The sequence below is a fragment of the Methylobacterium sp. J-072 genome (assembly GCF_022829425.1).
Taxonomy (GTDB): Bacteria; Pseudomonadota; Alphaproteobacteria; order Rhizobiales; family Beijerinckiaceae; genus Methylobacterium.
This window is the reverse complement of the sequence record NZ_JAKSYK010000195.1, coordinates 99,402-125,420: the sequence shown is the minus strand read 5'-3', so window position 1 is coordinate 125,420 and position 26,019 is coordinate 99,402. Positions and strand designations below refer to the sequence as shown.

The window sequence follows — 26,019 nt, the reverse complement described above, 5'->3', positions numbered from 1 at the left end:
CCGAGTCCGATTCGCCCATCGGCCGAACCGTTGCGGATTCGGCGCCAGGCAGATCATCGGATTTGCTGATCACAACCCATGACGCCTCCGGAAAGATCGGCGTCGCCCTGCCTCTGGACATCAAGCTTGTCCGTGTGCGGAACGTCTATATCGAGGCGATCAGGCTGCTCGGGCTTCCCCGGGGCGTCACGATCAGCGACGCCACCAACACGTTTTCGTCGACCAGCGACAACAACGATGTCGACGTCAGCACCTGGGATCTGTCGGGGATCCAAATCCTGCAGAACGATGCGCGTGAGAGCAGCTTCGCGCTCTCCGTTGCGGCGATCTGGACTCCGGAATCCGGGGGGCACATCGATGTCACGTCGAGCCGCCTCAACGTCAATTTCACGCCGGATCGCTTAGACCGCGACGTGGCGGCTGGCGGCGACGAGCCCGGCAACGTCGGGCAGCCTGCCGCGCAGATCCGCGAGACGAGTCCGCCGTCCCGGACCTTGGCCGCCAGTGCCAACCCTGACGTGCTGGCCTCCGATGTCCCCGTGCCGACGGCGGCGCCTGTCGCCCCCCGCGAAAGCATCGCGGCGAGCGACCGCCCAGCGCCTCCCACCACCGCCGACAAAAAACCCGATGCCGGGGCTCAGGCTACGAGCCTTCCACGGCCCGCGATGCCCACGCGTCCACCGGCGGCGGCCGACCCGCTGGTCGAGCGCGCCAAGGGCCTGATCCGGCTCGGCGATATCAGCGGTGCCCGGCTCCTGCTGGAGCGCGCCCAGGCGCGCGACGCGCCGAACGCGACCTTCCTGCTGGCGCAGACCTGGGACCCGGCGATGCTGCGGACCTGGAAAGTCCGCGGCCTGCAATCGAATCAGGATCTGGCTCAGAGCCTGTACGCCAAGGCCGCGCGCCAGGACCGGACGGAGGAGCGGCGCCTCGCCGCCACGGGTCGCTGAGGCCCCCCAATCACGGACGGCTGACAGATCAGCAAGGGACGTATTCATGCCGAGGCTTGCCAGATTTGCCGCTCTCGTCGGGCTTGCAGCCCTGGTGGCAGGGCCCGCCGCGCGAGCCACGGAGTCGGCCTCGGCGCATCCCGATTCCATGACGGAGGCTGCCCTTGGCGAGCGCATGAACGCCAACACCGTCACGGTGGTGACGGGAACCCCCGGCGGGACCTATTTCCGGATCGGCGCCGACCTCGCCTTCGTGCTGGATGATGGCGACAAGCTGCGGATCCTGCCGATCCTTGGCAAGGGTGCGGGCGAGAACGCCTACGACATCCGGTTCCTGAAGGGCATCGATCTCGGCTTCGTCCGCACCGACACGCTGGAGCAGCTGCGGCAGGACAAGCGCCTCAAGACCATCGAGCGGCACATCCAGTTCATCGCCAAGCTGTTCAATGACGAGCTGCACATCATCGCGCCGAACGCGATCCAGACCATCGGCGATCTCGCCGGAAAGCGGGTCAGCTTCGACGTCAAGGGCAGCGGCACGGATTACAGCGGCCGCGCCATGTTCCGCGAGCTCGGTATCGGTGTGGAGGCGGTCAATGTCGACCAGCCGACCGCGCTCGAGATGCTGCGCAAGGGCGAGATCCAGGCCGTCGTCTCCGTGGCGGCCAAGCCCGTGGCGTTCATCGCGGGCTTCGATCCGGGGGACCGCTTCCACTTCGTCAAGGCACCCTATCCGGACACGATGAACGAGGCCTACGTCCCGGCCACCCTCACGCAGGCGGATTATCCGAAATTCGTCAGCGGCGATGCGGTCGAGACCGTGGCCGTCGGCACGGTCCTCGGGGTCTACAACAGTCCGCGGGGATCGCCGCGCTACGAGAAGCTCGTCCGCTTCGTCGACGCGTTCTTCGGCCAGTTCGACAAGTTCCTGGCCCCGCAGCGGCATCCGAAATGGCGCGAGGTCAACCTCGCGGCGTCGGTGGCCGGCTGGACGCGCTTCCGCCCCGCCCAGGAGTGGCTCGATCGCCACCACGAGCAGGACATCGCCTCTCAACCGGATCTCGATCGCTTCTTCCAGGCGCAGACCAACAGGCAAGCGGGAAAGGAAGAGATCTACCAGGCCTATTTGAAGTGGCGGCAGGCCCGGTGACAGCATTGAGGGGTTGAGCGACTGCCACGGCCTCGGAAACGGCCGGCGCCGGAGGAGGCGACCCGATAAGTGCCGTTCGGTGGTGTTCACCCACGCGGCGGCACCGGAAGGGAACGCCCGGGCTCACGGAGCGTAGCGCTTCAAGAACGGAGGCGCGCACCATGACTCAGGCTGACACCCCGATGCCGGGCGAGGATCCAGGCGCGTTGATCGAGGATCCGTCCCGCCTCGATGAGATCGAGCCGCCAAAGCCGACCGTGCCGGAAGAGGATGATCCCGAGGTGGAGGACACCGCGGTGCAGCCGACCTGATCCAGGCCGCCCATCCGCTGTCCGACGGCCGACACAGAGAGCGCCGCGATCATGATCGACTCGAAACGCCCCGAGACCGACCCAGCCGAGACACCGCCGGGCGAGCGTGGCTATGAGGACCTGCCGGTCCGCGGGACCTCACAGGGGCCACGCTCGCTCGGAGCGTCCGAGCCCGGCGACATCGGCGCACCGCGAAACGACGAGGTGAAGCCGACGGCCGAGCAAGGCGGCAAGGACATGCTTGCTGAAGGCGACAATGGGCCCGAGGCCTTCGACAAGGCGCGGGCGGAAACGCGGCCGCGAACATGAGCGGCCGGGACGCCAAGTGTTCGATGGCGAAGTCCCGGTCCCTGGTCACCCTGGAAACGATCGGGTTCTTAGTATCGGACGTTGGAGACGCCGCTTCCGCTCCGGCTGACGACGCTCTGGATGACCTCCTTGGTCGAGGGACTGATTCCGCCATCGCTGCGTAGCCGCCGCCCATCTGCCCGCTCGACGCGATCGAACTCCGGGCCGCACCGCTCCAGCGCGCGGCGGACTTTGGATGTCGGCGTCGCCCCGCGTTGTGCAACGGCCCCGTTCATCTCGAACTGGAGGCAGGAAGCCAGATATCCCTTCACGTCGTCGAACGCCGCAGCTTGAGCACTCGACGTGAAGACGACGAGAAGCAGGACGGATCGGATGAGCATCGGACGCTCCGGTCGAGGCTGGACGATGCCACAACGCGCGAGTGCATCATTGGTCGCGGGCGCTTCGGGATGGCCATTTCGAGATCTGCCCGGCCCCATCATCCGCCCAAGTCGCCGGAGCAGGTTTCTGTGGGGCCTACGGGACGAGCTACGGTTGTTTGCGCTGGGCGGTGGGGTTGGGCGTCGCGCTCGTGTCCGGCCCGACGGCCGGACTGATGCTCGTCATGTATGACCACGTGCCGCCGATCACCAAGATGCCGGCGAACAGGGCTGCGAAGATGCCGATGAGTGCGAAGCGGTTCATGCCAGAGGTATAGGGCGCCGGCAGCGTGGCCTGGCGCGTCGCGACCGCTTGCGGTCCATCTGCCGCATGTGCGCATCCCGGGAGGATAGCCGAGCCACCACCTCTCGCATGCCGCTCCAAGACGTCGTGCGGCGTAGCGGCGCGTAGACTGCATAGGCGGATTGAGCCTCCACCTATGGCGGCCTGGTGCTGGGCCGGAGCATCCTGCCTCCACGCTCGTGATTACGATCCGAAGGTTTCGCTACGGTTGCAGATTGTGCCCCAGCGCCCACCAGGGGTATGGCGAGGCATATCTGTACACTCACGAAGAGGACGCCGGGGGCTTCTAGGGCCGCTCCACGCTCAGTCGGGAGGGTCTTCACGTCGCTTAACGGCACCGAGGAACTGCGTCAGGAGCACCACAACATCATCGCCCACAGACGCGGCCGGGGCAACGCCAGGATCCGCCTCGGCCTGCTCGATGCGCCGGGCGACCTCCATCAGCAAATGCTCGACGGAGGTTGGCCAGGGCGCGCCGTTGTCCAGAAGCATCCGGGCCGCCCGGACGAGCATGGTGAACTGCTCCGGCGGAATCGTCGCGCCAGCGGAATGCTGCTCGAGGATGCGGTCAGCGATCGCCGTCGCGAGCCGAGCAACCTCGGCAATCTTGTCGGGCTCAGCGTGGGAGCCGGTCATTTCAGACAGCCCTTCGCGATTGGTCGCGCGGCCAGAGTGCCACGGTCTGCCCATGGCACAACCGCCCGAGCTTTGATGAATCCGAGAGTCAGGGAAGGGCGTTTCGAGCCGCACTGCTTCCACAGTGCTTCCGCGGCGATCTTCGGACCACGTCGCGAAGCCCAGTAAGTCATTGAGAAGATTGGCGCGCCGGACAGCATGAAACTACGAACACCTATGTCATTAATATTACGATATAAAATCCATCGTTTTACGCAGGTAGAGCGTTTTCGGTTTGCGCTGAGTCGATGCGTCGGGGTTCACGCGAGACTGTCGGACTGATTCACTGATCGCTCTGGAGGAGGAGCGACCGATGGGACTGCCCTACAGTCAGGATCTGCGCGAGCGGGTGGTGGAAGCCGCCGCCACGACCTCGCGCCGGCAGGCGGCAGCGCGGTTTGGGGTCGGTGTCGCCACTTCGATCCGCTGGATGGCCGCGCTCGCGACGACCGGGACGGTGGCTGCCCGTCGGCAAGGACGCGCGCGCCGCTCGAAGCTCGATCCGCACGAGGCGTTCCTGCGCGGCCTGATCGACGCGCAGGACGACATCACCCTGGAGGAGATGCGCGCCCGGCTTCGGGACGCGCACGATCTTACGGTCGGGCTCGGCACCCTTTGGACGTTCCTCGACGCGCGCGATCTCACGTACAAAAAAAGACAGCGCACGCCGCCGAGCAACATCGACCGGACGTGAGGGCTGCGCGCGAGGCGTGGTTCGAGGGCCAGCCCGATCTCGATCCGGCCCGCCTCGTGTTCCTCGACGAGACCTGGACCGCGACCAACATGGCCCGCACCCGCAGGCGTTCACTGCGCGGCGAGCGGCTGCGCTCGTCCGTGCCGCACGGCCATTGGAAGACCACGACCTTCGTGGCGGGCCTGCGCCTGTCCGGGATCACCGCCCCGTTCGTGCTGGATGGGCCGATCAACCGGGACGCCTTCCAGACTTACGTCGAACGCGTCTTGGTGCCCGAGCTCGTTCCCGGTGACATCGTCGTCATGGACAACCTCGGCAGCCACAAGGGTCTGGCCGTGCGAGCCGCCATCGAGGCCGCGGGCGCGCGGTTGTTGTTCCTCCCGCCCTACAGCCCCGGCTTCAACCCCATCGATCCTTCGACAGGCTCAGGATGAGGTGGCGTTCTCGAAGCTGAAAGCGCTGCTGCGCAAGGCCGCGGAGCGGACCGTCGAGGGTCTGTGGTCGGCCATCGGGCTCCTCGTCGACACCGTCACACCCGACGAGTGCGCCAACTTTTTCGCCGCCGCAGGAGCCGCAGGATAGGAGCCAGATTAAACCGAAAACGCTCTAGCGACTTCCCCACGGTCCTGCCGTGCCCCTGCGTTATCGTCGCCCTAAACTCTCCGAACCGTGCCACCACGTCAATCTCTGGCTGGAGCTGCCTCCTCCCATTCACGATCCTGGTCCGCCAGCAATGCGGCACGACGGCCCTCGATTGTCTTCATTTCCGCTGACAGCGCTTCCCTGGCCCCGTCGACGGGGCAACGAGTGATCGTCCTGCACGCTCCCAGAAAACGGGCGACCGTCATGACGAGACGGTCTACATCGATGGGCGTCACGATTCCTGTACCGAGGAGGTTGTGGCGCGAACGGCCGGCCATATCCGCACAAGAGCCTCCAGCGAAACCGAGCGCTGCGATTTTATCAGCATCCAGTGCCAGACGTTCGATTTGCGTTTCGCGCAGCAGCTCGAGCCTTCGTTCCCTGGTAGCCGCGACTGCGTGCGTCTGACATGCGCTCGGCAGCCAATGTGCAATCTCATCGAGGATGAAAGTCCGAATAAACTCGACCCGGACCGGTCCGAACTTCCTGACTCGAGCGATCTCGTCCGGGGAAGACTGAGCCAAATGAGATAGGTCGCGAAATCCTGCTTTGCGCAAGCGGGCTCGGAGGGAGGCTGTCAGGAAGCCGCGACCGAATCCCAACGCCGAGAGATGTTGAATGTTGTCGGCAGAAAGGCCCTCGAACAGCGGGAGCCGCAAGCTGACCTCGTCAAAGAGGCTATCGTACCGGATGGTGCGAGGAGATCGCCTGGGCATCGCCGTCGCGCATACGGCGATTTCCGGATGTCCACAACGGGCGGTCGCCGCTTGCATTCGCAAGGTCTGCTTGCCTGCGACCTGATCGGGCTGGAAAGGACCAGGTTGGCCGAAAGCGGAATGGCTGCTTCGGAGGTTGGCCGCCGAAAAAGCGGACAGCCTCCTACCGACCCAAGACGGCCGAACGAGATGAGCGCTGCGTTGTCGGAAAGCGGGCGTAAGCCTCCCCAAACTTGTGGGTGACAGCAACAGGCCGGATGCAGATTGCATGCTTTCAAGCATCAGCGGCGGGGTGTTGAGCACTCCACTTTCCTCGCATTTGCTTCTCAAACATTCGAGGCTGTTGAACCCGCGAGAAGCGGAGCATAGGCGGCAAGCCTGCGTTACAAAAATTCGATGAAAAGCCGCACCCGCTTTGTCTTGCGCGTCTCCCCCTGCGTCAGAATCCAAAGCGTCCCATGCATGTGCAGGGCAGAGCCGGGTACCCTGGCGAGGAGTGGGTCGGCATCTCCGACGAAGCACGGCAGCGTCGTCATCCCAATACCTTGCTGCACCGCCGCGACCTGCGCCTCTCCGTCCGTGATCCTGAACGAAACGCCCGTGGCAGGAGCCTCGCCCTCGCGGACCCAGTCAGGGATGCCATGGGCACTGATCACGATCCATCGAATGGCGTCGGACGCACCCTCACGCCACGCAGCAAGCCGGTCACGGGAAACGTAAACTCCCCCGAACAGATCCGGTCCCTTCAGGCCATGAAGGTTGGGCGGCAGGGTCTTACGATCGTAGACAACGCGGATCGCGACGTCGGCCTCCCGGTTGGTTAGGTTGGCCAGTTCGCCGGCGGACTGGATCTCCATCTCAATATCGGGATGCAGGCGCGCGAACTCGGTCAGGTCCGGCATGAGCAGGCGGGTCGCAAGGGTCGGGGCCATCGTCACCCGCAGAGGCCCGCGCACACCCTGATCACGACTGAGGACGCGCGTCTCCAGCCGGTTGGATGAAGACTCCATCTCCTTTGCGAGTTCGAGAACCTCCTCCCCCGCCTCCGTCAGGCGGTACCCAGAGGGCAGCTTCTCGAACATTTTAGCCCCGAGGTCCTGCTCAAGCTGGGCGACGCGCCGCAGCACGGTGGCGTGGTTCACCCCAAGGCGGGCTGCGGCACCTCGCACCGAGCCTCCGCGTGCAACGACCAGAAAATAGCGGATGTCGTCCCAACCGATCATGGTGCGATCCTGCACCATGCAGTGCGAATTATCGAAGCCCCTTTCGTGACGTCGGGCAACGGGCAATGCCCGCGCCGCACCTGAAAACGAGCGCTGTAGCCCATCATGGACTGCACAGATCGCCTCAGAGGCTAACGGCTTCAGACGCACCGGATCGTTTTCGCACCAGTGCTGTGCAGGTTCCCGTACTCGCGTCCCAACCCTTCCCGGCCCCATGTCGGGGCTCTCGGGTTCTCCCCGGACCAGCCGAACACGGAGTCCGGAAGGAGACGTCATGGGTAAGCTCGAAGGTAAGGTCGCCGTCATCACGGGGGGCGCCACCGGCATCGGTCGTGCGGCAGCGAAGCGCTTCGTCGAGGAGGGGGCCTTCGTCTTCATCTACGGCCGTCGGCAGGATGTGCTCGATGCCACCGTGGCCGAACTCGGGCCGACCGCCCGGGCAGTGCAAGGCTCCGTCTCCGACGAAGCCGATCTCGACCGCCTCTACGCGGCGGTGAAGGCCGAGCGAGGCTCCGTCGACATCGTCTTCGCCAATGCCGGGCCCGGGAGCCCCCTAGCCCTCGGCCAGATCACCGCCGAGCACGTCGACGAGACCTTCGACACCGAAGTGAAGGGCACGATCTTCACGGTCCAAAAGGCACTGCCGCTGATGGGCAAGGGCGGCTCGATCATCCTGACCGGATCGAGCGCCGGCACCACGGGCGCTCCGGCCTTCAGCGCCTACAGCGCGAGCAAGGCGGCTGTCCGCAACCTCGCGCGGACCTGGGCTGAAGACCTGAAGGGGACCGACATCCGGGTCAACGTGCTGTCGCCCGGTGCGACGGCGACCGAACTCGCGAAGGAAGCGCTGGGCGAGGAAGGCCAGAAGGCTTTCGCCGCGATGACCCCACTCCAGCGCATGGCCGATCCGACCGAGATCGGGGCGGTGGCCGCCTTCCTCGCGTCCTCGGACAGCAGCTTCATGACAGCGAGCGAGGTCGCCGTGGACGGCGGCTTGGCGCAACTCTGACGCGACTTCCACAATCGCTTCATCCAGTCATCCAGGGTTCGCTGGGCTCGACCATGAGGAATATTCATGAACTACGCGATCATCGGCTTCGGCAAGATCGGCCAGGCCTTAGCCAAGGCATTCGCCCGCAACGGCATCGAAGTCTCCGTTGCGACGACGCGCGACCCGGAAAGCTTCGCATCCGACGCGGCGGCGATCGGCCCCCAAATAACTCCTAAGACGCTGGCGGAAGCCGTCAGGGCGGACGTCATCTTCCTGGCCGTTCGCTTCGAAGCTCATCCGGACGTCGCGAAGGCTCTATCGAGCTGGCGAGGAAAGACCATCGTCGACGTGACCAACACCCGCGTACCTCCCGAGGAGCTGAACGGGCAGCCCTACTCCAAGGTCGTGGCTCGGTCATTCGCGGGTGCGAGACTGGTCAAGGGCTTCAACCACCTCGGCGCGTCCGTCCTTGAGCGGAATCCGGTCACGCCGGGAGGAAGGCGGGTGGTGTTCCTGGCGAGCGACGACGAGGACGCCTCAAACGCCATCGGTATGCTTGCGGAGCGTCTCGGTTTTGCCCCGATCAAGCTCGGCGGATTATCCGAAGGTGGACTGCTCGTTCAGGCGCGCGGAAGCGAATGGGGTCGATTGATCTTCAAGGACCTAGTCAGATTAGACTGACAGATAGCCACCATGGCTACGCCATGGGGCACAGAAAGGATGCTTTCGATACAACGTCGTCGTTCCACCAATCTCTTCGAATACCGAAAAGCAATCGAGCTGGTACCGGGCAAGACCGCCAAAAAAAAGCGGTTAGGGGGGACATTCAATCGAGCCCGACCCGAACGGATCATGCTCCGACCCAACGCACGGCGTCGATCAACGCACGAAGTGCCGGTGTTGCCTGCCGGCTCGGATGGTAGAGATGGTAACCGGGGAATGGCGTGCACCAGTCCGTCAGAACCTGTACGAGGTGGCCTGCTGCGATGTCGTCCACGACGTCATCCTCCAGCATGTAGCCGAGCCCGGCACCGGCCCGCACGGCGGCGCCCGAGAGGGCCGCATCGTTGGCGGTGAGTTGGCCGCCTACGCGCACACGCATGTCCTGACCGTTGCGCGAGAACTCCCAGGGGAGCAATCCACCCCCGCCGACCAGCCGATAGTTGACGCAGTTGTGCGCCTCCAGATCAGCCGGCGTCTCGGGTCGCGGATGGTGCGTGAAGTAGGCGGGCGTGCCGACTACTACGGTGCGCAGGTCCGGTCCCAGGCGCACCGCCACCATGTCGCGCTCGACCGTCTCGCCGAAGCGGATGCCGGCATCGAACCGGGCCGCGACGATGTCGGTGAGGCGATCGTCGACGACGACCTCGACGGAGACGGCCGGATGATCGAGGAGGAAGCGCGGCAGGGCCGGGTCGAGTACGCGGCGCGCGGCCGAGGAGAAGGTCGTCAGCCGCAGCGCACCGGACGGCGCGCCGCGCCAGTCCGCCAGCGCTGCAAGCCCGCACTCAATCTCCGCCAGCGCCGGGGCCAACGAACGCATCAGGCGCTCGCCCGCTGGCGTCGGAGCGACGCTGCGCGTGGTACGCGCGAGCAGCCGGACTCCGAGCCGCTCCTCCAGGCCTCGTATGGCGTGGCTGAGCGCCGAAGGCGACAGGCCGAGTTCGGCCGCCGCACGCGTGAAGCTGCGGGTGCGCGCCACCGCCGCGAAGGCCGCGAGATCATCGAGCGTACCTCGTCGCATTCCTGAAGCCCGCTCACAAACCCATGCCGATGTTTCAGGCTAATCACTCTCCGAGAGCAGCGCTATCCTCGTCTGGTATCAGCAGGGATATGCAGCAATGGACCTCACACATTACCGTACGCTCGGCCGCTCCGGTCTCGCGGTCAGTCCGCTCGCGCTCGGCACCATGACCTTCGGCACCGCACGCTGGGGGCTGAACGAGGTCGGCAGCAGAGCGGTATTCGACGCCTATCTGGAGCGGGGTGGCAACTTCGTGGACACGGCCGACGTGTACGCGGGCGGTGAGGGCGAGGCGATGCTCGGTCGCTTCATCAGCGAGCGCGGACTGCGCGACCGGATCGTCCTCGCGACGAAGTCGGGGTTCGCCACGGGCAAGGGGCCGCATGCTGGCGGAAACGGGGCCAAGCACATCCACGCAGCGCTGGAAGGCTCCTTGCGTCGCCTGCGGACCGACTACGTCGATCTCTACTGGGTGCACGTCTGGGACGGGATCACGCCGGCCGAGGAACTACTGGAGACCATGGCCGGTCTCGTGCGCACTGGTAAGGTCCGGTACTGGGGCCTGTCGAACACGCCCGCCTGGTACGTCGCCAAGCTCGCGACGCTGGCGGCGATGCGTGGCCTGCCGGGGCCGATCGCGTTGCAGTATTTCTATTCGCTGGTGAACCGGGAGGTGGAGGACGAGCACATCCCGCTCGCCGCCGAGTTCGGCTTGGGCATGGTGCCGTGGTCGCCGCTGGCCTACGGGCTGCTGAGCGGCAAGTACGACCGCGCGACGGTTGAAGCGGCAGCGCCGCGTGCGGGCGGCCTGCCGAAGGATGCGGCGCAGTCGGGTGAGGCGCGGCCTGCCGACGACAAGCGGCTCGATGGAGCCAACCCGTTCGGCGACAGCCTGTTCACGCCGCGCAACTGGGACATCGTCGAAGGAGTGCGCCGGGTGGCGGGGGCGATCGGGCAATCGCCGGCGCGCGTTGCGCTCGCCTGGGTGGTCGGACGACCGGGTGTGGCCGCGACACTGATGGGGGTGAGCCGGCCGGCGCAAGTCGCCGACAACATCGCTGCGCTCGAACTCGTGCTATCGCCCGAGCACCGCGCCGCCCTTGACGCCGCCAGCGCGCCGAACGAGCCGCGCCTCATCTATGCTTTGTCCCGGCCAGCGCTGCGGCGGCAGGTTGTCTTCGGGGGCAGCCAGGTCCACGCACCGACGGAGGGGCCGAGTCTGACAAGCTGACGCCCTCGGCAGCTCCTGCTGAAGGGCCGCGTTCATGGTCCAGGGGACGGACGAGCGATGGTACCTCTCCGTCCCCAGGCGCCTTCCGCAACGCCGGTCCCCGCGGGGCTGCCGGTCGCAACGGCGATCGGCTGCTGCTAGGCCGCCTCCGCAATCCGGTCCTGGTGGGCGAGCGGCGCGGGGCCACCGTGCTGCTTGAGCCGCCGGTTGCCGCTGAGGCGGCGCAACAGGACGTAGAACACCGGCGTCAGGAAGAGCCCGAAGGCGGTGACGCCGATCATGCCGGAGAAGACGGCGACGCCCATGGCGCTGCGCATCTCGGAGCCGGCACCGGTGGCCGTCACCAGGGGCAGGACGCCCATGATGAAGGCCATCGAAGTCATCAGGATCGGGCGCAGCCGTAGGCGGCTCGCCTCGATGGCGGCCTGGAGCGGGGAGCGACCGGCGAATTCCAGTTCGCGGGCGAATTCGACGATCAGGATCGCGTTCTTGGCCGAGAGGCCGACGAGGACGATCAGGCCGATCTGGGTGAAGACGTTGTTGTCGCCCGCCGAGAGCCAGACGCCGAACATTGCAGCCAGAAGGCCCATCGGCACGATCATCAGAATGGCGAGCGGCAGCGCCAGGCTCTCGTACTGGGCGGCGAGCACGAGGAAGACCAGGAGCAACGCAAGCGGAAACACCCACATCCCCGAGTTGCCCGCGATGAACTCCTGATAGGTCAGGTCCGTCCACTCGAAGGCGAACCCCCGCGGCAGGGTCTCGGCCGCGATGCGGGCGGCCGCCGCCTGGGCTTGGCCCGACGAGTAGCCCGGTGCTGCGCCGGCGTTGATGTCGGCGGAGAGGAAGCCGTTGTAGCGCATGGCACGCTCCGGGCCGGCCGTCTGCCGGACATGCAGGAGGGCCGCGAGCGGCACCATCTCGCCCGAGCCCGCCCGCACCTTCAGCGCGCCGATGTCGTCAGAGCGGGCGCGAAAGGGCGCGTCGGCCTGGACCCGAACCGAGTAGGTGCGGCCGAACCGGTTGAAGTCGTTGACGTAGAGCGAGCCGAGATAGATCTGCAGCGTGTCGAACACGTCGGTGACCGGAATCCGGAGCTGGCGCGCCTTCGTCCGGTCGATGTCGGCGAAGAGCTGCGGCACGTTCATCTGGAAGCTGGAGAACAGACCCGCGAGTTCGGGCGCCTGCGCTGCCTTCGCCAGGAAGGCCTTGGTCGCGTCGTTGAGCGCCTCGTAACCGAGGCCGGCACGGTCCTCGATCTGGAGCTTGAAGCCGCCGATGGTGCCGAGGCCGTTGACGGGCGGCGGCGGGAACATCGCGATGAAGGCCTCGGGGATCGCGGCGAACTTCTTGTTGAGCGACTGCGCGATGGCGCCGCCGTTCAGGGCCGGCGAGCGGCGCTCCTCGAAGGGCTTCAGGGTCGAGAACACGATCCCCGAGTTCGAGCTGTTGGTGAAGCCGTTGATGGAAAGGCCCGGGAAGGCGACGGCGCTCTCGACTCCGGGCTCCTTCAGGGCGATCTCGCTCATACGGCGGATCACCTCCTCGGTCCGGTCGAGCGTGGCACCGTCGGGAAGCTGCGCGAAGCCGACGAGGTACTGCTTGTCCTGGCCCGGCACGAAGCCGCCGGGGATCTGGCGGAACAGCACCACAGTCAACCCGACGAGGACGAGGTAGAGCACCATCATCGTCGCCTTGCGAGATACGACGATGCCGACGCCGCGCCCGTATCCGTCCGAGGCCCGCCCGAAGAGGCGGTTGAAGCGTCGGAAGAACCAGCCGAGCAGCCCGTCGAGGATCCGAGTCAGCCGGTCCTTGGGGGCGTGGTGGTCCTTGAGGAGAAGCGCCGAGAGGGCCGGCGAGAGGGTCAGCGAATTGACGGCCGAGATGACGGTCGAGATCGCGATGGTGAGGGCGAATTGCTTGTAGAACTGACCCGTGAGGCCGCTGATGAAGGCGAGCGGCACGAACACCGCGACGAGCACCAGCGCGATGGCGATGATCGGTCCAGAGACCTCGCGCATGGCCTGGTAGCTAGCCTCTCGCGGCGACAGGCCGCGCTCGATGTTCCGCTCGACGTTCTCGACCACCACGATGGCGTCGTCGACGACGATGCCGATGGCGAGCACAAGGCCGAACAGGCTCAGCGCGTTGATCGAAAACCCGAAGGCGTGCATCACCGCGAAGGTGCCGACGATGGAGACCGGCACTGCGAGCAGCGGGATGATCGAGGCCCGCCACGTCTGCAGGAAGAGGATCACCACGACGACGACGAGGGCGATCGCTTCCAGCAGTGTATGGATGACCGCCTCGATGGAGGCGCGCACGAACTGCGTCGGATCGTAGACGATCTCGTAGTCGACGCCCTCGGGCATGTTCAGCTTGATCTCGGCCATGGTCCTTCGGACCTCGTCGGAAATCTGGATCGCGTTGGATCCGGGCGACTGGGATATCGGCAGGGCGACGGCGGACTTGTTGGCGAGGAGCGAGCGTAGGGCGTAGTCGGAGGCCCCGAGCTCGATCCGGGCGACGTCGCGCAGGCGGGTGATCTCCCCGTCGGCCCCGGTCTTGACGACGATGTCGCCGAACTGCTCCTCGCTGGTCAGCCGCCCCTCGGCGTTGAGCGACAATTGGAAGTCGAGCCCCGGGATCGCCGGCGAGGCGCCGATGACGCCGGCCGCCGCCTCGACGTTCTGGGCCTGGATCTCGCGCACCACGTCGCCAGCCGACAGCCCATGCTCGGCGGTCTTCTGCGGATCGAGCCAGATGCGCATGGAATAGTCGCCTGAGCCGAAGAGTTGCACCTGGCCAACACCGTCGAGACGGGCGAGCCGGTCCTTGATGTTCAGCACTGCATAGTTGCGCAGGTACGTCATGTCGTAGCGCCCGTTCGGAGAGACGAGGTGCACCACCATCGTCAGGTCCGGCGAGGACTTCACCGTAACGATGCCAAGCTGACGCACGATCGCAGGCAGGCGCGGCTCGGCCTGCGAGACGCGGTTCTGGACGAGCTGCTGCGCCTTGTCGGGGTCGGTGCCGAGGCGGAACGTGACGGTGAGCGTCATGATGCCGTCGGTCGTGGCCTGGCTCGACATGTAGAGCATGCCCTCGACGCCGTTGATCTGTTCCTCAATCGGCGTCGCAACCGTCTCGACGATGACCTTCGGATTGGCGCCCGGGAAGGTCGCGCGCACGACGACCGAGGGCGGCACCACGTCCGGATACTCGGAGATTGGCATCGCGAAGAGCGAGATCAGGCCCATGATGAAGATGAGCATCGAGAGCACGCCCGCGAAGATCGGCCGGTCGATGAAAAATTTCGAGAAATTCATGCCGCTCACCTGGGGGCGAGAGAGATCGCGCGGTGTGGGACTGCGCGCAGCGAGAGAGGGCGGTCGCGAGGCGGCCGCCTTGAACGATGGTCGATCAGGGATGCGTACGGAGCCGGCTGTCAGCGCTGGGCGAGCTGGCGTGCGGCGGATGCGGCGTCTTGTGGCCGAGCGCCCATGGTGACAGGCTCGGACCGCAGGAGCATTCCTGGGCGAACCCGCTGCAAGCCGTTGACGATTATGCGCTCACCGCCGGACAGGCCCAAGGTCACGACGCGGAGACCGTCGACGGACCGGCCGAGGGTGACGGCACGGAACTCGGCGCGGTCATCCGCCCCGACCACGAGCACGAACTTCTTGTCCTGATCCGTGCCAACCGCCCGCTCGTCCACGAGGAGCAGCGATTGCGGCGTGGCCTGACCAAGGCGCATGCGCGCAAACTGGCCGGGGATGAGATGACCGTCGCCGTTGGCGAAGCTGGCGCGGACCCGGATGGTGCCGCTGCGCGCATCGACCTTGTTGTCGATGAACTGGAGATGCCCGCTTGCTCGAACGCCGTCGGCAGTGAGCATCTCGACCGGGATACGATCGAGTTTGCCGCGCTTGCCCGATGATTCGGCGAGCGAAGCCAGCGCCTTGAGGACGACGGTCTCGTCCGCGTCGAAGCTGGCATAGACGGGATCGACCGAGACAAGGGTGGTCAGCACAGCCGCACCCGCACCCGTGGCGACGAGGTTGCCCGGCGTAATCTCGCGGCGTCCGACGCGGCCGCCGACCGCTGCTCGAACCTCGGTGTAGCTGAGGTTCAGCCGCGCCGCCTCTAGCGTCGCCTTCGCCGCATCAAGGCTCGCCTTGGCTTCCTTGAATGCATTGGAGCGCACGTCGAGGTCGCGCGCCGTGACGATCTGTTGGCCCGACAGCCGCTGCCCGCGCTCCAGATCGCTCGCGGTCAGGGCAACGCGAGCCTCGGCACCGGCGACCTGCGCCTCCAGACGCTGTACCTCAGCAGCGTAGGGTGCCGGATCAATGGTCACCAGCAGATCGCCCGGTTTTACGAGTTCGCCCTCGGTGAAGTGCGTGGCCTGGATCGCGCCTCCGACGCGCGCCCGGACGTCGACCCGGTCGACGGCCTCGAGACGTCCAGAGAACTCGTCCCAGATCACGACCGCCCGAGGGACAACGGTCGCGACCGGCACCGGCATCGCCTGCTCGGCCGGCGTCGGGGCCGCGACCGCCTCCGTCCCGCGAGCCGTCAGGGATGGGATGAGCTGGACGGAGGCCCCTGCCAGCAGGGCGAGGGCGACACCCGCAGTGAGGCTGCGCCCGAGACCGGAACGGGTAGGAGGAGAATGAGGCGCAGGGTTCACGACCGACTCCGACATTTGTAGAGCACGCTACACATGTCGGCATGGACGTCTGGCGTCAAGAGACTTATCTACCACTCGATATAAAAGTTGGAGCCTGCAGACGATGGTGATGGGGCGGCCCCGGTCCTTCGACATGGACAAATCCCTCGACGAGGCGATGGAGGTGTTTTGGCGCCACGGCTACGACGGCGCGAGCCTCGCCATGCTGACGAAGGCGATGGGTATTAAGGCGCCGAGCCTGTACGCGGCCTTCGGCAGCAAGGAGGGGCTGCTCAAAGCGGCTCTCGACCGCTACGCGCTGCGACGATCCGAGCACATGCGCTACGTGCTCGCCGGTCCCACCGCGCGCGATGTGGCGGAACGCTTCCTGAGTAGCATCGCCGAGAGCCATACCGACCCGGCCAATCCGCCCGGCTGCCTCTTGGTCCAGGGTGGCCTCGCCTGTGGCGCCGGTTCGGAGAACATCCCGTTCGAGCTGGCGTCGCGTCGGGCGCAGACGGAGACGGAGCTCCTCGGGCGCTTCGTCTCGGCCAAGGAGGACGGCGATCTCCCGACTGATGCCGACCCCGTGGCGCTGGCGCGGTTCCTGTCGACGGTCGCCTCTGGCATGGGGGTCATGGCGTCGTCTGGTGCCAATCGGGACGCCTTGCGCGCGGTGGCGTCCGTCTCGCTCAACGCCTTTGCCAGGAGCGGACAGACCTAGCCCATCGGAAAATCGCGGTGGTACTTGACGCCTGCCCCAATCCTAAGACTGCAGGCCGCCCGATGGCTCGCAAATACAGGCGATGCCTGCTTCCTGCTCTAGCATTTCCAAGAGCTGCCATCCTCCTTTTCACCCATCACAAACGCTCATGCAGACTATCTGCAACGGCGGCATCTGGCCGAAAGCCGCCGGCCCGTTTTAAATTGTTTTAATGTATAGACTGCAGGAGATTGCACGTGACCGTTTCAGCCAGTGCGGACCTGTGGAATTTTGTGCCGCTCGTCGGAGGTCGGCGGATTGACTAGATGTGAGCTTTCAAGAGTTTGTTCATCCGGTGTGACCGCGCAAGACTGATGTTGCGACATGTCAGCTTGCGAGGAACGACCGGATGAACATTCACAAGAATGCCCGAACCACACTGTACAGTCGAGCCGAGATGGTCCGGCGTGTGATGACGATGCACAAGACCCCCAGTGCGGTCGCGGCCGCACTGGGGGTGTAACCGGGGCAGATATCCGGGCGTTCAGACCGTTGCGGCGTTTCTGACGAGGTCTGGGAGGGGCGGGATCGCGTCACCGTCTGGAATTCCGAGGCGGTCGCCGAGGTAGCGGAAGAACGAGACACGGAGTTTGGCGCAGGTCTTCATCAGGCCGAGCATGACGTCGCGGGCGATGCGGCCGGCCTCGCTCATCGTCCCGCCGGAGATCTTCCGCTTGGTCACGCACGCGCGGATGTCGTTCTCCGAGCCGTTGGTGTGGAGCGGGATCTCGGGCCGCTCCAGCACGCGCAGCAACGCGGCCTTGTGCTGGTGCAGGCGGGCGAGCAGCCGATCGAGCATCACTGCGCCGGTGCGGCGTGTGAAGATCCGGTCGAAGCGGGCGCGCAGGGCGCGGGCTCGTTTGGGGCAAGGCGCGCGGACCCAAGCCTTCAGGTCGGCGTAGAACCACCAGATCAGGGTGCGGGTGAGCGCGATGGCCTTGCGTTGGGCGGCGGTCGTCGGGACCAGCGCATGGACGAGGCGCTCGGCATGAACCCAGCACAGCGCGTGCGTGCCGACCCGGAACTGACCGGCCCCATCCGAGACCACGACCGTGTCGGGCATCAGGCCGTGATGCCGGATCGCACCCCACAGCGCGCCTTCAGTGGCGACCTGCACCGGGTCGGGCGTGACGGCGCGCGCATCGAAGCCGAGGGCGGTGAGATGCGCCTGCCAGGCCGGGGTATCGGCAAAGACCTTGACCGGGTGAGCGGCGAGCGCCGCCAGGAACGGCCCGGCGAGCGCGCGCGTACGCATGTAGGCGAGCGCCGCGTCGTTGACGACGAAGTCGCCGTGGCCAGCTCGCAGCAACGCGAGGAAGTTCAGGCGGGACTTGGACGCGGTGGTGCGGAACGCCGTAAAGCGTGCATCGCCGATCTGCGTGGTCACGCCGTCAGTCCGCGCGTGCCGGGCGGCGGTGTCGTCGACGCTGATCCAGGCCGCGCTCGCCAAGCCCGCGCGCAGCACCGCCTGCTCCTCGGCGATGAATGGATCGAGCGGGCCGCTCAGGAGGCGGACCACCTGCCGCTTGGAGATCATCAGGCCGAGCCCGGACAGCATCGCCGTCAAGCGCTCGCTCGTGACCTGCCCCTGGACATGAGCCGCCAGAAGGAAGCGGCGCAGATGCGGCCCGAACCCGCCGACGATCCCGGGTGGCAGCGCGGCCACGACGCTCATCCCCGACGGCGTGGACCAGCGCTCGCGCCGGTAGCGGATCACCGTCGCTTCCAGCACGAGATCGCGCACCACGACATCCTCGTAGCCCTTGAAGCGCGAGCCTGCCGGAACGGCGGCCTTGAGTACCACCTCGCGTGTGATCACGCTCCGCTCGTGCACCGGCCCACGCCGCCGCCGGCCCGGTTTGGCCTGCGCCCGCTCGCTCGCCCTCTCCATCCCGGACGGGGTTGGCCGCGTCGGCGGCCGCGGTGGCAAACCCTTCAGCCGCGCGACCTCGTCGCGCAAAGCCCGGTTCTCGTCCGTCAAGGCGCGAACCTGACCGATCAGGGCGACGACCAGCCCGCGAAGTTCGCTCAGCGAGAGGGCATCCAGGCCATCGGGATCCGGCAGCGCCATGCCGGGTGTTGAATCACGCCACGGCCAAACCGCAAAACCCCACCGCCCGGATATCTGCCCCAGTTACACTGGGGGTCTCGTATCGTACCGTCGCCAAGTGGCTGGCGCGTTACCGGACCGAGGGTGCCGCTGGTCTCGCTGATCGCAGCTCGCGCCCGCACCGGATACCCCGGGCCACTGCTGCCGATGTCGTCGAGCAGGTCGTCGTACAGCGCCGCCAGCGGCTGTGCGGCAAGCAGATTGCCGCCATGCTGGCGCTTTCGCCTGCCACCGTCAGCCGCATCCTGCGCGAGGCACGGCTGAGCCGCGCACGCGACCTCGATCCACCCGAGCCCGTTCGCCGCTACGAGCGGGACCACCCAGGCGAACTCATCCACATCGACATGAAGAAGCTCGGTCGATTCGACCGCGTCGGACACCGCATCACAGGGGATCGTACCGGCCAGTCGAACGCACGGGGCATCGGCTGGGAGTTCGTCCACGTCTGCATCGACGACCACTCGCGCATCGCGTTCAGCTAGGTGCTCGCCAACGAGAAAAAGGAAAGCGCCATCGCCTTCCTGCACGCCGCCGTCGCCTATTATCAAAGCCTCGGCGTCACTGTCACCCGCGCGATGACCGACAATGGCGCCTGCTACAAAAGCTTCGCCTTCCGCGATGCCTGCAAAGCCCTCGGCCTCAAGCACATCCGCACCCGGCCCTACACCCCAAAAACCAACAAGGCCGAGCGCTTCGTCCAGACATCATTGCGAGAATGGGCCTATGCCCGCCCATACCCTACATCGGAACACCGAAAAGCCGCCCTCGAACCGTGGCTCCATAACTACAACTGGCATCGCCCGCACGGCAGCCTACAATTCATGCCACCCATCAGCCGACTTCGCCTGCCGATGAACAACCTCTTGAGGCTCCACAACTAGAGCGCTCGCCGCCGAAGTGGATACCGGTTCGGCGCAAGCGAGCGCGTTGAATCAAAGACTTAGAGTCGAGCCCGATTGCAACGCGATCAGGAACAGCTCTAGGGAAAGATCTTGGCAAGCCGCAACTGAACGAAGGTCGCCTGCTTCGTTCCGTTCTCGACGGTGAGATCCCGGCCGATCATGGCCTGGATCTGGAAAGTCGGCTCCGGGAAGTAGGCGACCCCGAGGCGGCCATACATCGTTCCCTGAGAATTTCGGAGCGAGACCTGCCGGAAAGATTGGTTGCCGCCGATCTTGCCGCCCAGGCCGCCCGCGACTTCCAGGACCGGATCGATCTTGTACCGCAGATAGGCCTGCAACTCGAATTGCGGATCCTGCGAGAGTCGCCCGAGGCCGCCGAAATTGTAGCGGGTGTTGTCAGAGTAGAACGTGACGTCGCCGGTCAGGTCGAGCGACCATGCCGGATCGAAGTGCTTGATATAGCCCGCCTGAAGGAGTCCTTGCCAGCGATTGGCGCCGAAGTTCAGCGATCGGGTCGGGTCGTAGCTCCCGGTCGGCGCGACGAGATACGGGGTAATGGCGAAGACGTCGTTGAAGGCGGTGTCGAGCTTGAACTTGAACGGGGCCGCCAGAATGAGGTCGCCTACGCCGCCCGGCGATCCAAGGGGCGCCAGCACGCCGCCGGTTGAGATCGCGCCGACGGGGAGGAGGAATTGCGGGTCGAGCGTCACCCCCGGAGCGACTTCATAGACGTGCAGAAGGCGGATGATGCCGACATTCGTGTCTAGCTTCGCATCGGAAGTCGTCTTCGTACCCCGCGCGTAGGACTCGTTGCCGTAGCCGTATTGGTAATAGAGCAGCCCGATTGTCGATCCGACCGGAAACTGTTCATTGTCCCCGGGATTGATCTCAATAGCCTCGGCGGAAAAGCTCATGCACGCACCGAGTGCGGCCGTGATCAGGCTCAGTCCAGATTTGATGCTCATCATGCGCCCCTCGCTCCCGGTCCTGATGTCGGGAGTTCTTGAGAGGAAGCTTCCGGATTTTCCGCCTGCGGTCGTTATCCGCAAACGTCTTTCAGTGTTCGATTCCTGCGGAAGCCGGCGGTGCGGCGGTGGATCGGCTCGCGTGATCGGTGGCTGACGAATGCGGCCGGCTTTCGCAGGGACCGGGCGCACAGCGCGTGGAGGACGGGCGGTCCCGTCTTGGAAGAGGCTGGAGGCGCACGGCATGATGCATCCGCGCCTGGAGGGAGCCGGCCTCCGCCGCTTGGGCCGCTCCGCAGCCCGTCGAGGGATCTGACCGCTCGGCGCAGGCCCCTCCGGCGCGCGGCGCGCCGCCTATCTCTGCGCGGAGGCGCGCAACTGGGCCGGGGTCACGCCCATCGTGTTCCGGAAGGCGCGGGTGAAGTTCGCCTGCGACGAGAACCCGGTCGCCGCCGCGATCTCGGCGATCTGGGTATCCTCCGTCAGCAGCCGGTGCTTGGCGAGATCGAGGCGGCGCCCGCTCACATACTCGTAGGGCGTCCGCCCGGTCGCCGCGCGGAAGCTTCGGGTGAAGTGCGCGACGCTCATGCAGGCCGCCGCCGCGAGGTCGGCGACCGCGAAATCCTCGAATAGGTGAGCCGCAATGAAGTCCTCCACCCGCTCGAGACGCCGCCGGTCGAGCGGCTTGTCGGCGCTCTCCTTACGCAGGACGTTCGCGGCCGAATAGCGCTACACGAGATGGGCGGCGAGCGCGACACCGAGCGACTCGATGAGAAGCCGTCCGGCCGCACTCTCGTCGTCCATCTCCTCGATGATCCGGCCGGCGACATGCTCGATGAAGGGATCCTGCGCGATGACCTCGTAGCGCAGTTCGACCCGGGCCGGGTCGATGTCGAGGTCGCGCAGCAGGGTCTCCGCGAACGGGCGGCCCGGCAGGAAGATGTGCAGGCAGTCGAGCATCGGATCGGAGATGTTGACATACTCCTCCTCGATGCCGGCCGGGCAGAGCCAGACCGTGCCGCGATGACCGTGGGTCTGCTGGCGGCGGCCGTTGCCGACCCGTTCGACGAAGGTCCGGCCGCGCAGCAGGATGGCGATCTCGGTATCGTGCGGGGTGAGGGCCGGAAGCTCGCCCGGCATATGGCTCCAGCGCTCGGCGTGCAGGTGCGACCAGCGCAAGCGGTTCGACGTGTCGAGCAGCCGTCCGGTCACGTATTTGTCGACCGAATGCCCCAGCATGCCTGGTCATCCCCCCTCGGACGCTAAAACGGTTCCCGTTCGGATGCACGACCTGCGCCAGCGCGCCTCAGGGCTTGCGGAGGAGCGCCGCGTCCGGCGGCCCAAGGACCGCAATTCAGGAATACGAAGCCGCAGGTCGCGATAAAGCCCGCCGCCTCAATCGTTGGCACGATCCCCTCCTGTTCGAGACTTGGTCAACCGGAGGATGGATATGGCCCGCGAAGTCGTCATCGGCGCATGCCCGCACGATTGCCCCGACACCTGCTCGATCCTGACGACCGTGGAGGATGGCAAGGCGATCGCGGTGCGGGGCAACCCGGACCATCCCTTCACCAAGGGGCGCCTGTGCGTGAAGGTCAACGACTACCAGAACCGGGTCTACAGCGACCAACGCCTGCTCTACCCGATGCGACGCGTCGGCCCGAAGGGCAGCGGCCAGTTCGCCCGGATCAGCTGGGACGCGGCGCTGGACGAGATCGCCGGCCGCTGGAAGGCGATCATCGCCGAGAGCGGCGCTCAAGCCATCCTGCCCTACAGCTATCTCGGCACCCAGGGCATCATCAACGGCCTCAACGTCGGCGATCCGCTGTTCAACAAGCTCGGCGCCAGCGTCTGCGAGCGCACCTTCTGCGATTCCGGTTCGTGCACCGCCTACATGATGACGATCGGCCATACGCCGGGCGTCGATCCCGAGAGCTTCGTCCACGCGAAGTACATCATTCTGTGGGCTTGCAACACGCTCAGCACCAACTCGCACCATTGGCCGTTCATCGAGCAGGCCAAGCGCAACGGCGCCAAGCTCGTGGTGATCGATCCGGTCCGCACCCGCACGGCGCGGCTGGCGGACTGGCACATCCCGATCCGCCCCGGCACCGACGGCGCGCTGGCGCTGGCGATGATGCACATCATCATCAAGGAAGGGCTGACCGACCGCGACTACATCGACCGGCATACGATCGGGTTCGACGAGCTCGCCGAGCGGTGCGAGGCCTACACCCCGGAATTCGCCTCGGCGGAGACCGGCATTCCAGTCGAGGACATTCTCAAGCTGACCCGGGAATACGCCACGACGCCGCCGGCGGTGGTGCGGATCGGCGTGGCGGTGGAGCGCCATGCGGGTGGCGGCCAGACCGTCCGGGCGATCGCCTGTCTGCCGGCGCTGATCGGAGCCTGGAAGCATGTCGGCGGCGGCCTGCTGCAACTGCCGATCTGGGCCTTCCCTGTGAACTGGCCCGGCCTGATGCGGCCCGACCTCCAGCCCGAGACGATGCGGGTGATCAATTCCTGGCGGCTCGGACCGGCGCTGGCCGGCGAGATACCCCTCGATCCACCGATCCGCGCGCTGTTCGTCTACAACGCCAACCCGATGGCGATGGTCTCGCAGCAGCAGACGATCGAGCGCGGGCTGGCGCGCGAGGACCTGTTCACGGTCGTGAGCGAGCACTTCCTGACCGACACCGCGCGCTACGCCGACATCGTGCTGCCGGCCACCACCCAGCTCGAACAGGCGGACATCATGTTCTCCTGGGGGCACCTGTACCTGTCCTATAACAACCCGGCCATCGCCCCGCTCGGCGAGGCTGTGCCGAACACCGAGCTGTTCCGCCGGCTCGCCAAGGCGCTCGGAATCGAAGATCCGTTCTTCTTCCGGTCCGACGACGCGATGATCGCGGACGCGATGGATTGGTCGAGCCCGGTGCTGGCCGGCATCACCCTCGAGGAGCTGAAGCAGAAGGGCTACATGCGCCTGACCATGGACGCGGCCGATGCCTGGGCGCCCCATCGCGACGGCAATTTCCCGACCGCCTCCGGCAAGTGCGAGTTCAAGTCGAGCCTGGCCGCAGGCGGCAACTTCGTCGCGCCGTTGTTCCGCCAGGGCTACGGTGGCGGCCAGTCGGGCGAGCCGGTCGATCCGCTGCCGCACTACCTGCCCCCGAACGAGAGCCCGCGCACCGCGCCCGCCCTCGCCGCGCGCTTCCCGCTCAGCCTGATCTCGCCCAAGAGCCACGCGTTCATGAACTCGAACTACGGCAACCTGCCGGCTCAGGTCGCGCAGGCGAGCGAGCAGCAGGCGGTGCTGCTGCACCCGGACGATGCCGGGCCGCGCGGCATCGCGGCGGGAACACCGATCCGCGTGTTTAACGACCGCGGCACGTTCGAGGCCTTCGCGACGCTCTCACCCGACGTGATGCGCGGGGTGGTCGTCGCTCCGGCGGGCTTCTGGCAGCGCTCCAACCAGCGCGGGCCGACCGTCCACGCCCTGACGCCGTCGGCCTTCGCCGATCTCGGCCACGCCCCGACCTTCTCCGACATGCTCGTGGACGTGGCCGCCGCCTGACAGCCTCCGCGTCCCCCATTTCGTATCAGCTGAGGTGAGACCGACATGGCCTATGTCGTCACGGATTCCTGTCGTGGCTGCCGCTACACCGAGTGCGTTACCGTCTGCCCGGTCGAGTGCTTCCATCTCGACGAGGAGATGACCTACATCGATCCCGAGAACTGCATCGATTGCGGCGGCTGCGCGCCGATCTGCCCGGTGCGTGCGATCCATCCGTCCTGGCAGATGCCGGCGGACAAGGCCGGATGGGTCGAGATCAACCGGCTGCGCGCCGCCGAGACCCCGGTGGTGAACGCCAAGCTCCCGCCGCTGCCCGGCGCGGATGAGCGGGCGGAGCGGCTGGCCTCATGAGCGCGCCGCATCGTATCGCGGTGGTCGGGAGCGGCCCGGCGGGCTTCTATGCAGCGGAGGCGCTGCTGCGCTCCGGTGTACCGGTGGCGGTCGACCTGTTCGAGCGCCTGCCCGCTCCGTTCGGGCTCGTCCGGTTCGGTGTCGCGCCGGACCACCCGAAGCTGAAGCAGGTGACCGCAGTGTTCGACCGGATCGCCGGCCTGCCCGGCTTCCGCTTCGTCGGAGGCGTCGAGGTTGGCGTCGACGTGAGCGTCGCCGAACTCGGGGCCTGCTACCACGCCGTGATCCTGGCGAACGGGGCCTCTCTCGACCGGCGGATGAACATCCCCGGCGAGGATCTGGCCGGAAGCCATCAGGCGGGCGCTTTCATCGGCTGGTATAACGGTCACCCCGACGCCGCCAGGCTGGCCTTCGACCTCTCGACCGAGCGCGCGGTGGTGATCGGCCATGGCAACGTCGCGCTCGACGTCGCGCGTATCCTGCTCAAGACCCCCGACGAGTTGCGCCACACCGACATCGCCGCCCATGCGCTGGACGCTTTGGCCGAGAGCCGCATCCGGGAAGTGCAGATCGTCGGGCGCGGGGGCGTCGAGCGCGCTCGCTTCTCCCCGAAGGAGCTGGCTGAGTTCGGCGATCTCGCCGCGTGCAGCACCGGCCTCGACCCCGACGACCTCCCGGGAGGCGTAGCGAAACCGCCGGCTGAAGCAGGCGTTGAAGCGCGCGCCAATGCCGAGATCCTGCGCGCCTTCGCGGAGGCCAGCCGGGACACCGGCCAGCCGCGGCGCTGCCTGATCCGCTTCGGCCTTGAGCCGCGACAGCTCGCCGGGGACGGCCATGTCGAGCGACTCCACCTGTGTCGACCGGCCTCGGACGAAACCATCGCGCTGAAGTGCGGCCTCGTCATCTCCAGCATCGGACGGCGGACCGCGTCGATGCCGGGTGTACCCTATGATGCGGAGGTGGGCGTTCATGCCAATCTCGGTGGCCGGATCCATGCGGACCGCGTGACGATGCCCGGCCTCTACGCCTGCGGCTGGAGCAAGCGCGGGCCCCACGGCACGATCGGGACGAACCGCGCCTGCGGCGTCGAGACGGCAGCAGCCGTGCTCGACGACCTCGCGGCTCTGCCGGCTCCGATCGGGAACGCGGACGCGCTGGTGGCCAATCTCGCGAACCGGAGCGGGTGCACCATCGACTACGCAGCGTGGCGCCGGATCGAGGCCGCCGAACTGGCTCGCGGTCAGGCCGCCGGCAAGCCGCGCGAGAAATTCGTCACGCGCGCCGAGATGCTGGCAATCGCGGGCGAGGCGGCCTGAG

Annotated in this window: 23 protein-coding genes and 2 pseudogenes; 13 read left to right on the top strand and 12 right to left on the bottom strand. The window is 66.5% G+C overall.

The window, feature by feature from the left end:
• The first annotated feature begins 62 nt into the window (after positions 1–62).
• The 4 genes from MKK67_RS25495 to MKK67_RS25480 all read left to right on the top strand — a co-directional run bounded on the left by MKK67_RS25495 (position 63) and on the right by MKK67_RS25480 (position 2,720).
• On the top strand, positions 63–950 hold the full coding sequence (locus MKK67_RS25495; protein WP_243970804.1) for a hypothetical protein: 888 nt from the start codon (positions 63–65) through the stop codon (positions 948–950).
• Between the two features lie 46 nt (positions 951–996).
• On the top strand, positions 997–2,100 hold the full coding sequence (locus tag MKK67_RS25490) for a TAXI family TRAP transporter solute-binding subunit (RefSeq protein WP_243970801.1): 1,104 nt from the start codon (positions 997–999) through the stop codon (positions 2,098–2,100).
• Positions 2,101–2,261: 161 nt separating this feature from the next.
• A complete protein-coding gene (locus MKK67_RS25485) occupies positions 2,262–2,411 on the top strand; it encodes a hypothetical protein (RefSeq protein ID WP_243970798.1) in 150 nt (49 codons plus the stop codon).
• A gap of 51 nt (positions 2,412–2,462) precedes the next feature.
• Positions 2,463–2,720, top strand: coding sequence for a hypothetical protein (locus MKK67_RS25480; protein ID WP_243970797.1), 258 nt, complete (start codon positions 2,463–2,465; stop codon positions 2,718–2,720).
• A 68-nt stretch (positions 2,721–2,788) separates the two neighbouring features.
• On the opposite strand, the gene MKK67_RS25475 is transcribed toward MKK67_RS25480, so the two are convergent.
• The 3 genes from MKK67_RS25475 to MKK67_RS25465 all read right to left on the bottom strand — a co-directional run bounded on the left by MKK67_RS25475 (position 2,789) and on the right by MKK67_RS25465 (position 4,079).
• The gene (locus MKK67_RS25475; protein ID WP_243970795.1) at positions 2,789–3,100 is read right to left on the bottom strand and encodes a hypothetical protein; all 312 of its coding nucleotides are present in this window, start codon (positions 3,098–3,100) and stop codon (positions 2,789–2,791) included.
• 148 nt (positions 3,101–3,248) lie between these two features.
• A complete protein-coding gene (locus MKK67_RS25470; protein WP_243970794.1) occupies positions 3,249–3,404 on the bottom strand; it encodes a SipW-dependent-type signal peptide-containing protein in 156 nt (51 codons plus the stop codon).
• A 342-nt stretch (positions 3,405–3,746) separates the two neighbouring features.
• Positions 3,747–4,079, bottom strand: a complete 333-nt coding sequence (locus MKK67_RS25465; protein ID WP_243970791.1) for a hypothetical protein — start codon at positions 4,077–4,079, stop codon at positions 3,747–3,749.
• A 352-nt stretch (positions 4,080–4,431) separates the two neighbouring features.
• Between MKK67_RS25465 and MKK67_RS25460 the strand changes: the two are divergent.
• Positions 4,432–5,394 (top strand): annotated as a pseudogene (locus MKK67_RS25460) (IS630 family transposase).
• 98 nt (positions 5,395–5,492) lie between these two features.
• Here MKK67_RS25460 and MKK67_RS25455 read toward each other — a convergent pair.
• Complete coding sequence (locus tag MKK67_RS25455) at positions 5,493–6,473, bottom strand: hypothetical protein (protein WP_243970789.1); 981 nt, start codon at positions 6,471–6,473, stop codon at positions 5,493–5,495.
• Positions 6,474–6,553: 80 nt separating this feature from the next.
• Complete coding sequence (locus tag MKK67_RS25450) at positions 6,554–7,393, bottom strand: LysR family transcriptional regulator (protein WP_243970786.1); 840 nt, start codon at positions 7,391–7,393, stop codon at positions 6,554–6,556.
• Between the two features lie 274 nt (positions 7,394–7,667).
• Here MKK67_RS25450 and MKK67_RS25445 point away from each other — a divergent pair, with 274 nt between their 5' ends.
• Together MKK67_RS25445 and MKK67_RS25440 are read left to right on the top strand one after the other, a co-directional pair.
• A complete protein-coding gene (locus MKK67_RS25445; RefSeq protein ID WP_243970784.1) occupies positions 7,668–8,402 on the top strand; it encodes an SDR family NAD(P)-dependent oxidoreductase in 735 nt (244 codons plus the stop codon).
• A gap of 66 nt (positions 8,403–8,468) precedes the next feature.
• Positions 8,469–9,065, top strand: coding sequence for an NADPH-dependent F420 reductase (locus tag MKK67_RS25440; protein WP_243970782.1), 597 nt, complete (start codon positions 8,469–8,471; stop codon positions 9,063–9,065).
• A 169-nt stretch (positions 9,066–9,234) separates the two neighbouring features.
• On the opposite strand, the gene MKK67_RS25435 is transcribed toward MKK67_RS25440, so the two are convergent.
• Complete coding sequence (locus MKK67_RS25435; RefSeq protein ID WP_243970780.1) at positions 9,235–10,128, bottom strand: LysR family transcriptional regulator; 894 nt, start codon at positions 10,126–10,128, stop codon at positions 9,235–9,237.
• Positions 10,129–10,225: 97 nt separating this feature from the next.
• Here MKK67_RS25435 and MKK67_RS25430 point away from each other — a divergent pair, with 97 nt between their 5' ends.
• Entirely contained in the window at positions 10,226–11,359 is a 1,134-nt protein-coding gene (locus tag MKK67_RS25430; RefSeq protein WP_243970778.1) for an aldo/keto reductase, read from the top strand.
• 137 nt (positions 11,360–11,496) lie between these two features.
• Here MKK67_RS25430 and MKK67_RS25425 read toward each other — a convergent pair whose 3' ends face one another.
• Together MKK67_RS25425 and MKK67_RS25420 are read right to left on the bottom strand one after the other, a co-directional pair.
• On the bottom strand, positions 11,497–14,691 hold the full coding sequence (locus MKK67_RS25425; RefSeq protein ID WP_243970776.1) for an efflux RND transporter permease subunit: 3,195 nt from the start codon (positions 14,689–14,691) through the stop codon (positions 11,497–11,499).
• 119 nt (positions 14,692–14,810) lie between these two features.
• Positions 14,811–16,070, bottom strand: a complete 1,260-nt coding sequence (locus tag MKK67_RS25420; protein WP_243970774.1) for an efflux RND transporter periplasmic adaptor subunit — start codon at positions 16,068–16,070, stop codon at positions 14,811–14,813.
• A gap of 88 nt (positions 16,071–16,158) precedes the next feature.
• Between MKK67_RS25420 and MKK67_RS25415 the strand changes: the two genes are divergently transcribed.
• Positions 16,159–16,758, top strand: a complete 600-nt coding sequence (locus tag MKK67_RS25415) for a TetR/AcrR family transcriptional regulator (protein WP_243970772.1) — start codon at positions 16,159–16,161, stop codon at positions 16,756–16,758.
• A 523-nt stretch (positions 16,759–17,281) separates the two neighbouring features.
• Here the strand turns inward: MKK67_RS25415 and MKK67_RS25410 are convergent.
• Entirely contained in the window at positions 17,282–18,868 is a 1,587-nt protein-coding gene (locus MKK67_RS25410) for a transposase (RefSeq protein ID WP_243970770.1), read from the bottom strand.
• A gap of 5 nt (positions 18,869–18,873) precedes the next feature.
• Between MKK67_RS25410 and MKK67_RS25405 the strand changes: the two are divergent.
• A pseudogene (locus MKK67_RS25405) lies at positions 18,874–19,788 on the top strand (IS481 family transposase).
• Positions 19,789–19,886: 98 nt separating this feature from the next.
• Here the strand turns inward: MKK67_RS25405 and MKK67_RS25400 are convergent.
• The 3 genes from MKK67_RS25400 to MKK67_RS25390 form a co-directional block, all read right to left on the bottom strand.
• A complete protein-coding gene (locus MKK67_RS25400; protein WP_243970767.1) occupies positions 19,887–20,777 on the bottom strand; it encodes a transporter in 891 nt (296 codons plus the stop codon).
• A gap of 351 nt (positions 20,778–21,128) precedes the next feature.
• Positions 21,129–21,431 carry a helix-turn-helix transcriptional regulator gene (locus MKK67_RS25395; protein ID WP_243970765.1) on the bottom strand — a complete coding sequence of 101 codons (303 nt, stop codon included), beginning with the start codon at positions 21,429–21,431 and terminating at the stop codon, positions 21,129–21,131.
• Between the two features lie 72 nt (positions 21,432–21,503).
• Entirely contained in the window at positions 21,504–22,013 is a 510-nt protein-coding gene (locus MKK67_RS25390) for a hypothetical protein (protein WP_243970763.1), read from the bottom strand.
• 211 nt (positions 22,014–22,224) lie between these two features.
• Here MKK67_RS25390 and MKK67_RS25385 point away from each other — a divergent pair, with 211 nt between their 5' ends.
• From MKK67_RS25385 to MKK67_RS25375, 3 genes are read left to right on the top strand one after another with little or no spacing between them, the layout of a single operon-like run.
• Entirely contained in the window at positions 22,225–24,351 is a 2,127-nt protein-coding gene (locus MKK67_RS25385; RefSeq protein WP_243970761.1) for a molybdopterin-dependent oxidoreductase, read from the top strand.
• Between the two features lie 45 nt (positions 24,352–24,396).
• Complete coding sequence (locus tag MKK67_RS25380; RefSeq protein ID WP_243970759.1) at positions 24,397–24,702, top strand: ferredoxin family protein; 306 nt, start codon at positions 24,397–24,399, stop codon at positions 24,700–24,702.
• A complete protein-coding gene (locus MKK67_RS25375) occupies positions 24,699–26,018 on the top strand; it encodes an FAD-dependent oxidoreductase (protein WP_243970756.1) in 1,320 nt (439 codons plus the stop codon). The genes MKK67_RS25380 and MKK67_RS25375 overlap by 4 nt, the downstream gene beginning before the upstream one ends.
• Position 26,019 lies beyond the last annotated feature (1 nt).

Coding starts and splice junctions, on each gene's coding strand:
- MKK67_RS25470 (WP_243970794.1), bottom strand. CDS start 3,404: ATGAACCGCTTCGCACTCATCGGCATCTTCGCAGCCCTGTTCGCCGGC.
- MKK67_RS25420 (WP_243970774.1), bottom strand. CDS start 16,070: ATGTCGGAGTCGGTCGTGAACCCTGCGCCTCATTCTCCTCCTACCCGT.
- MKK67_RS25400 (WP_243970767.1), bottom strand. CDS start 20,777: ATGATGAGCATCAAATCTGGACTGAGCCTGATCACGGCCGCACTCGGT.
- MKK67_RS25440 (WP_243970782.1), top strand. CDS start 8,469: ATGAACTACGCGATCATCGGCTTCGGCAAGATCGGCCAGGCCTTAGCC.
- MKK67_RS25375 (WP_243970756.1), top strand. CDS start 24,699: ATGAGCGCGCCGCATCGTATCGCGGTGGTCGGGAGCGGCCCGGCGGGC.
- MKK67_RS25450 (WP_243970786.1), bottom strand. CDS start 7,393: ATGATCGGTTGGGACGACATCCGCTATTTTCTGGTCGTTGCACGCGGA.
- MKK67_RS25435 (WP_243970780.1), bottom strand. CDS start 10,128: ATGCGACGAGGTACGCTCGATGATCTCGCGGCCTTCGCGGCGGTGGCG.
- MKK67_RS25415 (WP_243970772.1), top strand. CDS start 16,159: ATGGTGATGGGGCGGCCCCGGTCCTTCGACATGGACAAATCCCTCGAC.
- MKK67_RS25410 (WP_243970770.1), bottom strand. CDS start 18,868: ATGGCGCTGCCGGATCCCGATGGCCTGGATGCCCTCTCGCTGAGCGAA.
- MKK67_RS25475 (WP_243970795.1), bottom strand. CDS start 3,100: ATGCTCATCCGATCCGTCCTGCTTCTCGTCGTCTTCACGTCGAGTGCT.
- MKK67_RS25490 (WP_243970801.1), top strand. CDS start 997: ATGCCGAGGCTTGCCAGATTTGCCGCTCTCGTCGGGCTTGCAGCCCTG.
- MKK67_RS25445 (WP_243970784.1), top strand. CDS start 7,668: ATGGGTAAGCTCGAAGGTAAGGTCGCCGTCATCACGGGGGGCGCCACC.
- MKK67_RS25425 (WP_243970776.1), bottom strand. CDS start 14,691: ATGAATTTCTCGAAATTTTTCATCGACCGGCCGATCTTCGCGGGCGTG.
- MKK67_RS25485 (WP_243970798.1), top strand. CDS start 2,262: ATGACTCAGGCTGACACCCCGATGCCGGGCGAGGATCCAGGCGCGTTG.
- MKK67_RS25385 (WP_243970761.1), top strand. CDS start 22,225: ATGGCCCGCGAAGTCGTCATCGGCGCATGCCCGCACGATTGCCCCGAC.
- MKK67_RS25380 (WP_243970759.1), top strand. CDS start 24,397: ATGGCCTATGTCGTCACGGATTCCTGTCGTGGCTGCCGCTACACCGAG.
- MKK67_RS25390 (WP_243970763.1), bottom strand. CDS start 22,013: ATGCTGGGGCATTCGGTCGACAAATACGTGACCGGACGGCTGCTCGAC.
- MKK67_RS25480 (WP_243970797.1), top strand. CDS start 2,463: ATGATCGACTCGAAACGCCCCGAGACCGACCCAGCCGAGACACCGCCG.
- MKK67_RS25430 (WP_243970778.1), top strand. CDS start 10,226: ATGGACCTCACACATTACCGTACGCTCGGCCGCTCCGGTCTCGCGGTC.
- MKK67_RS25465 (WP_243970791.1), bottom strand. CDS start 4,079: ATGACCGGCTCCCACGCTGAGCCCGACAAGATTGCCGAGGTTGCTCGG.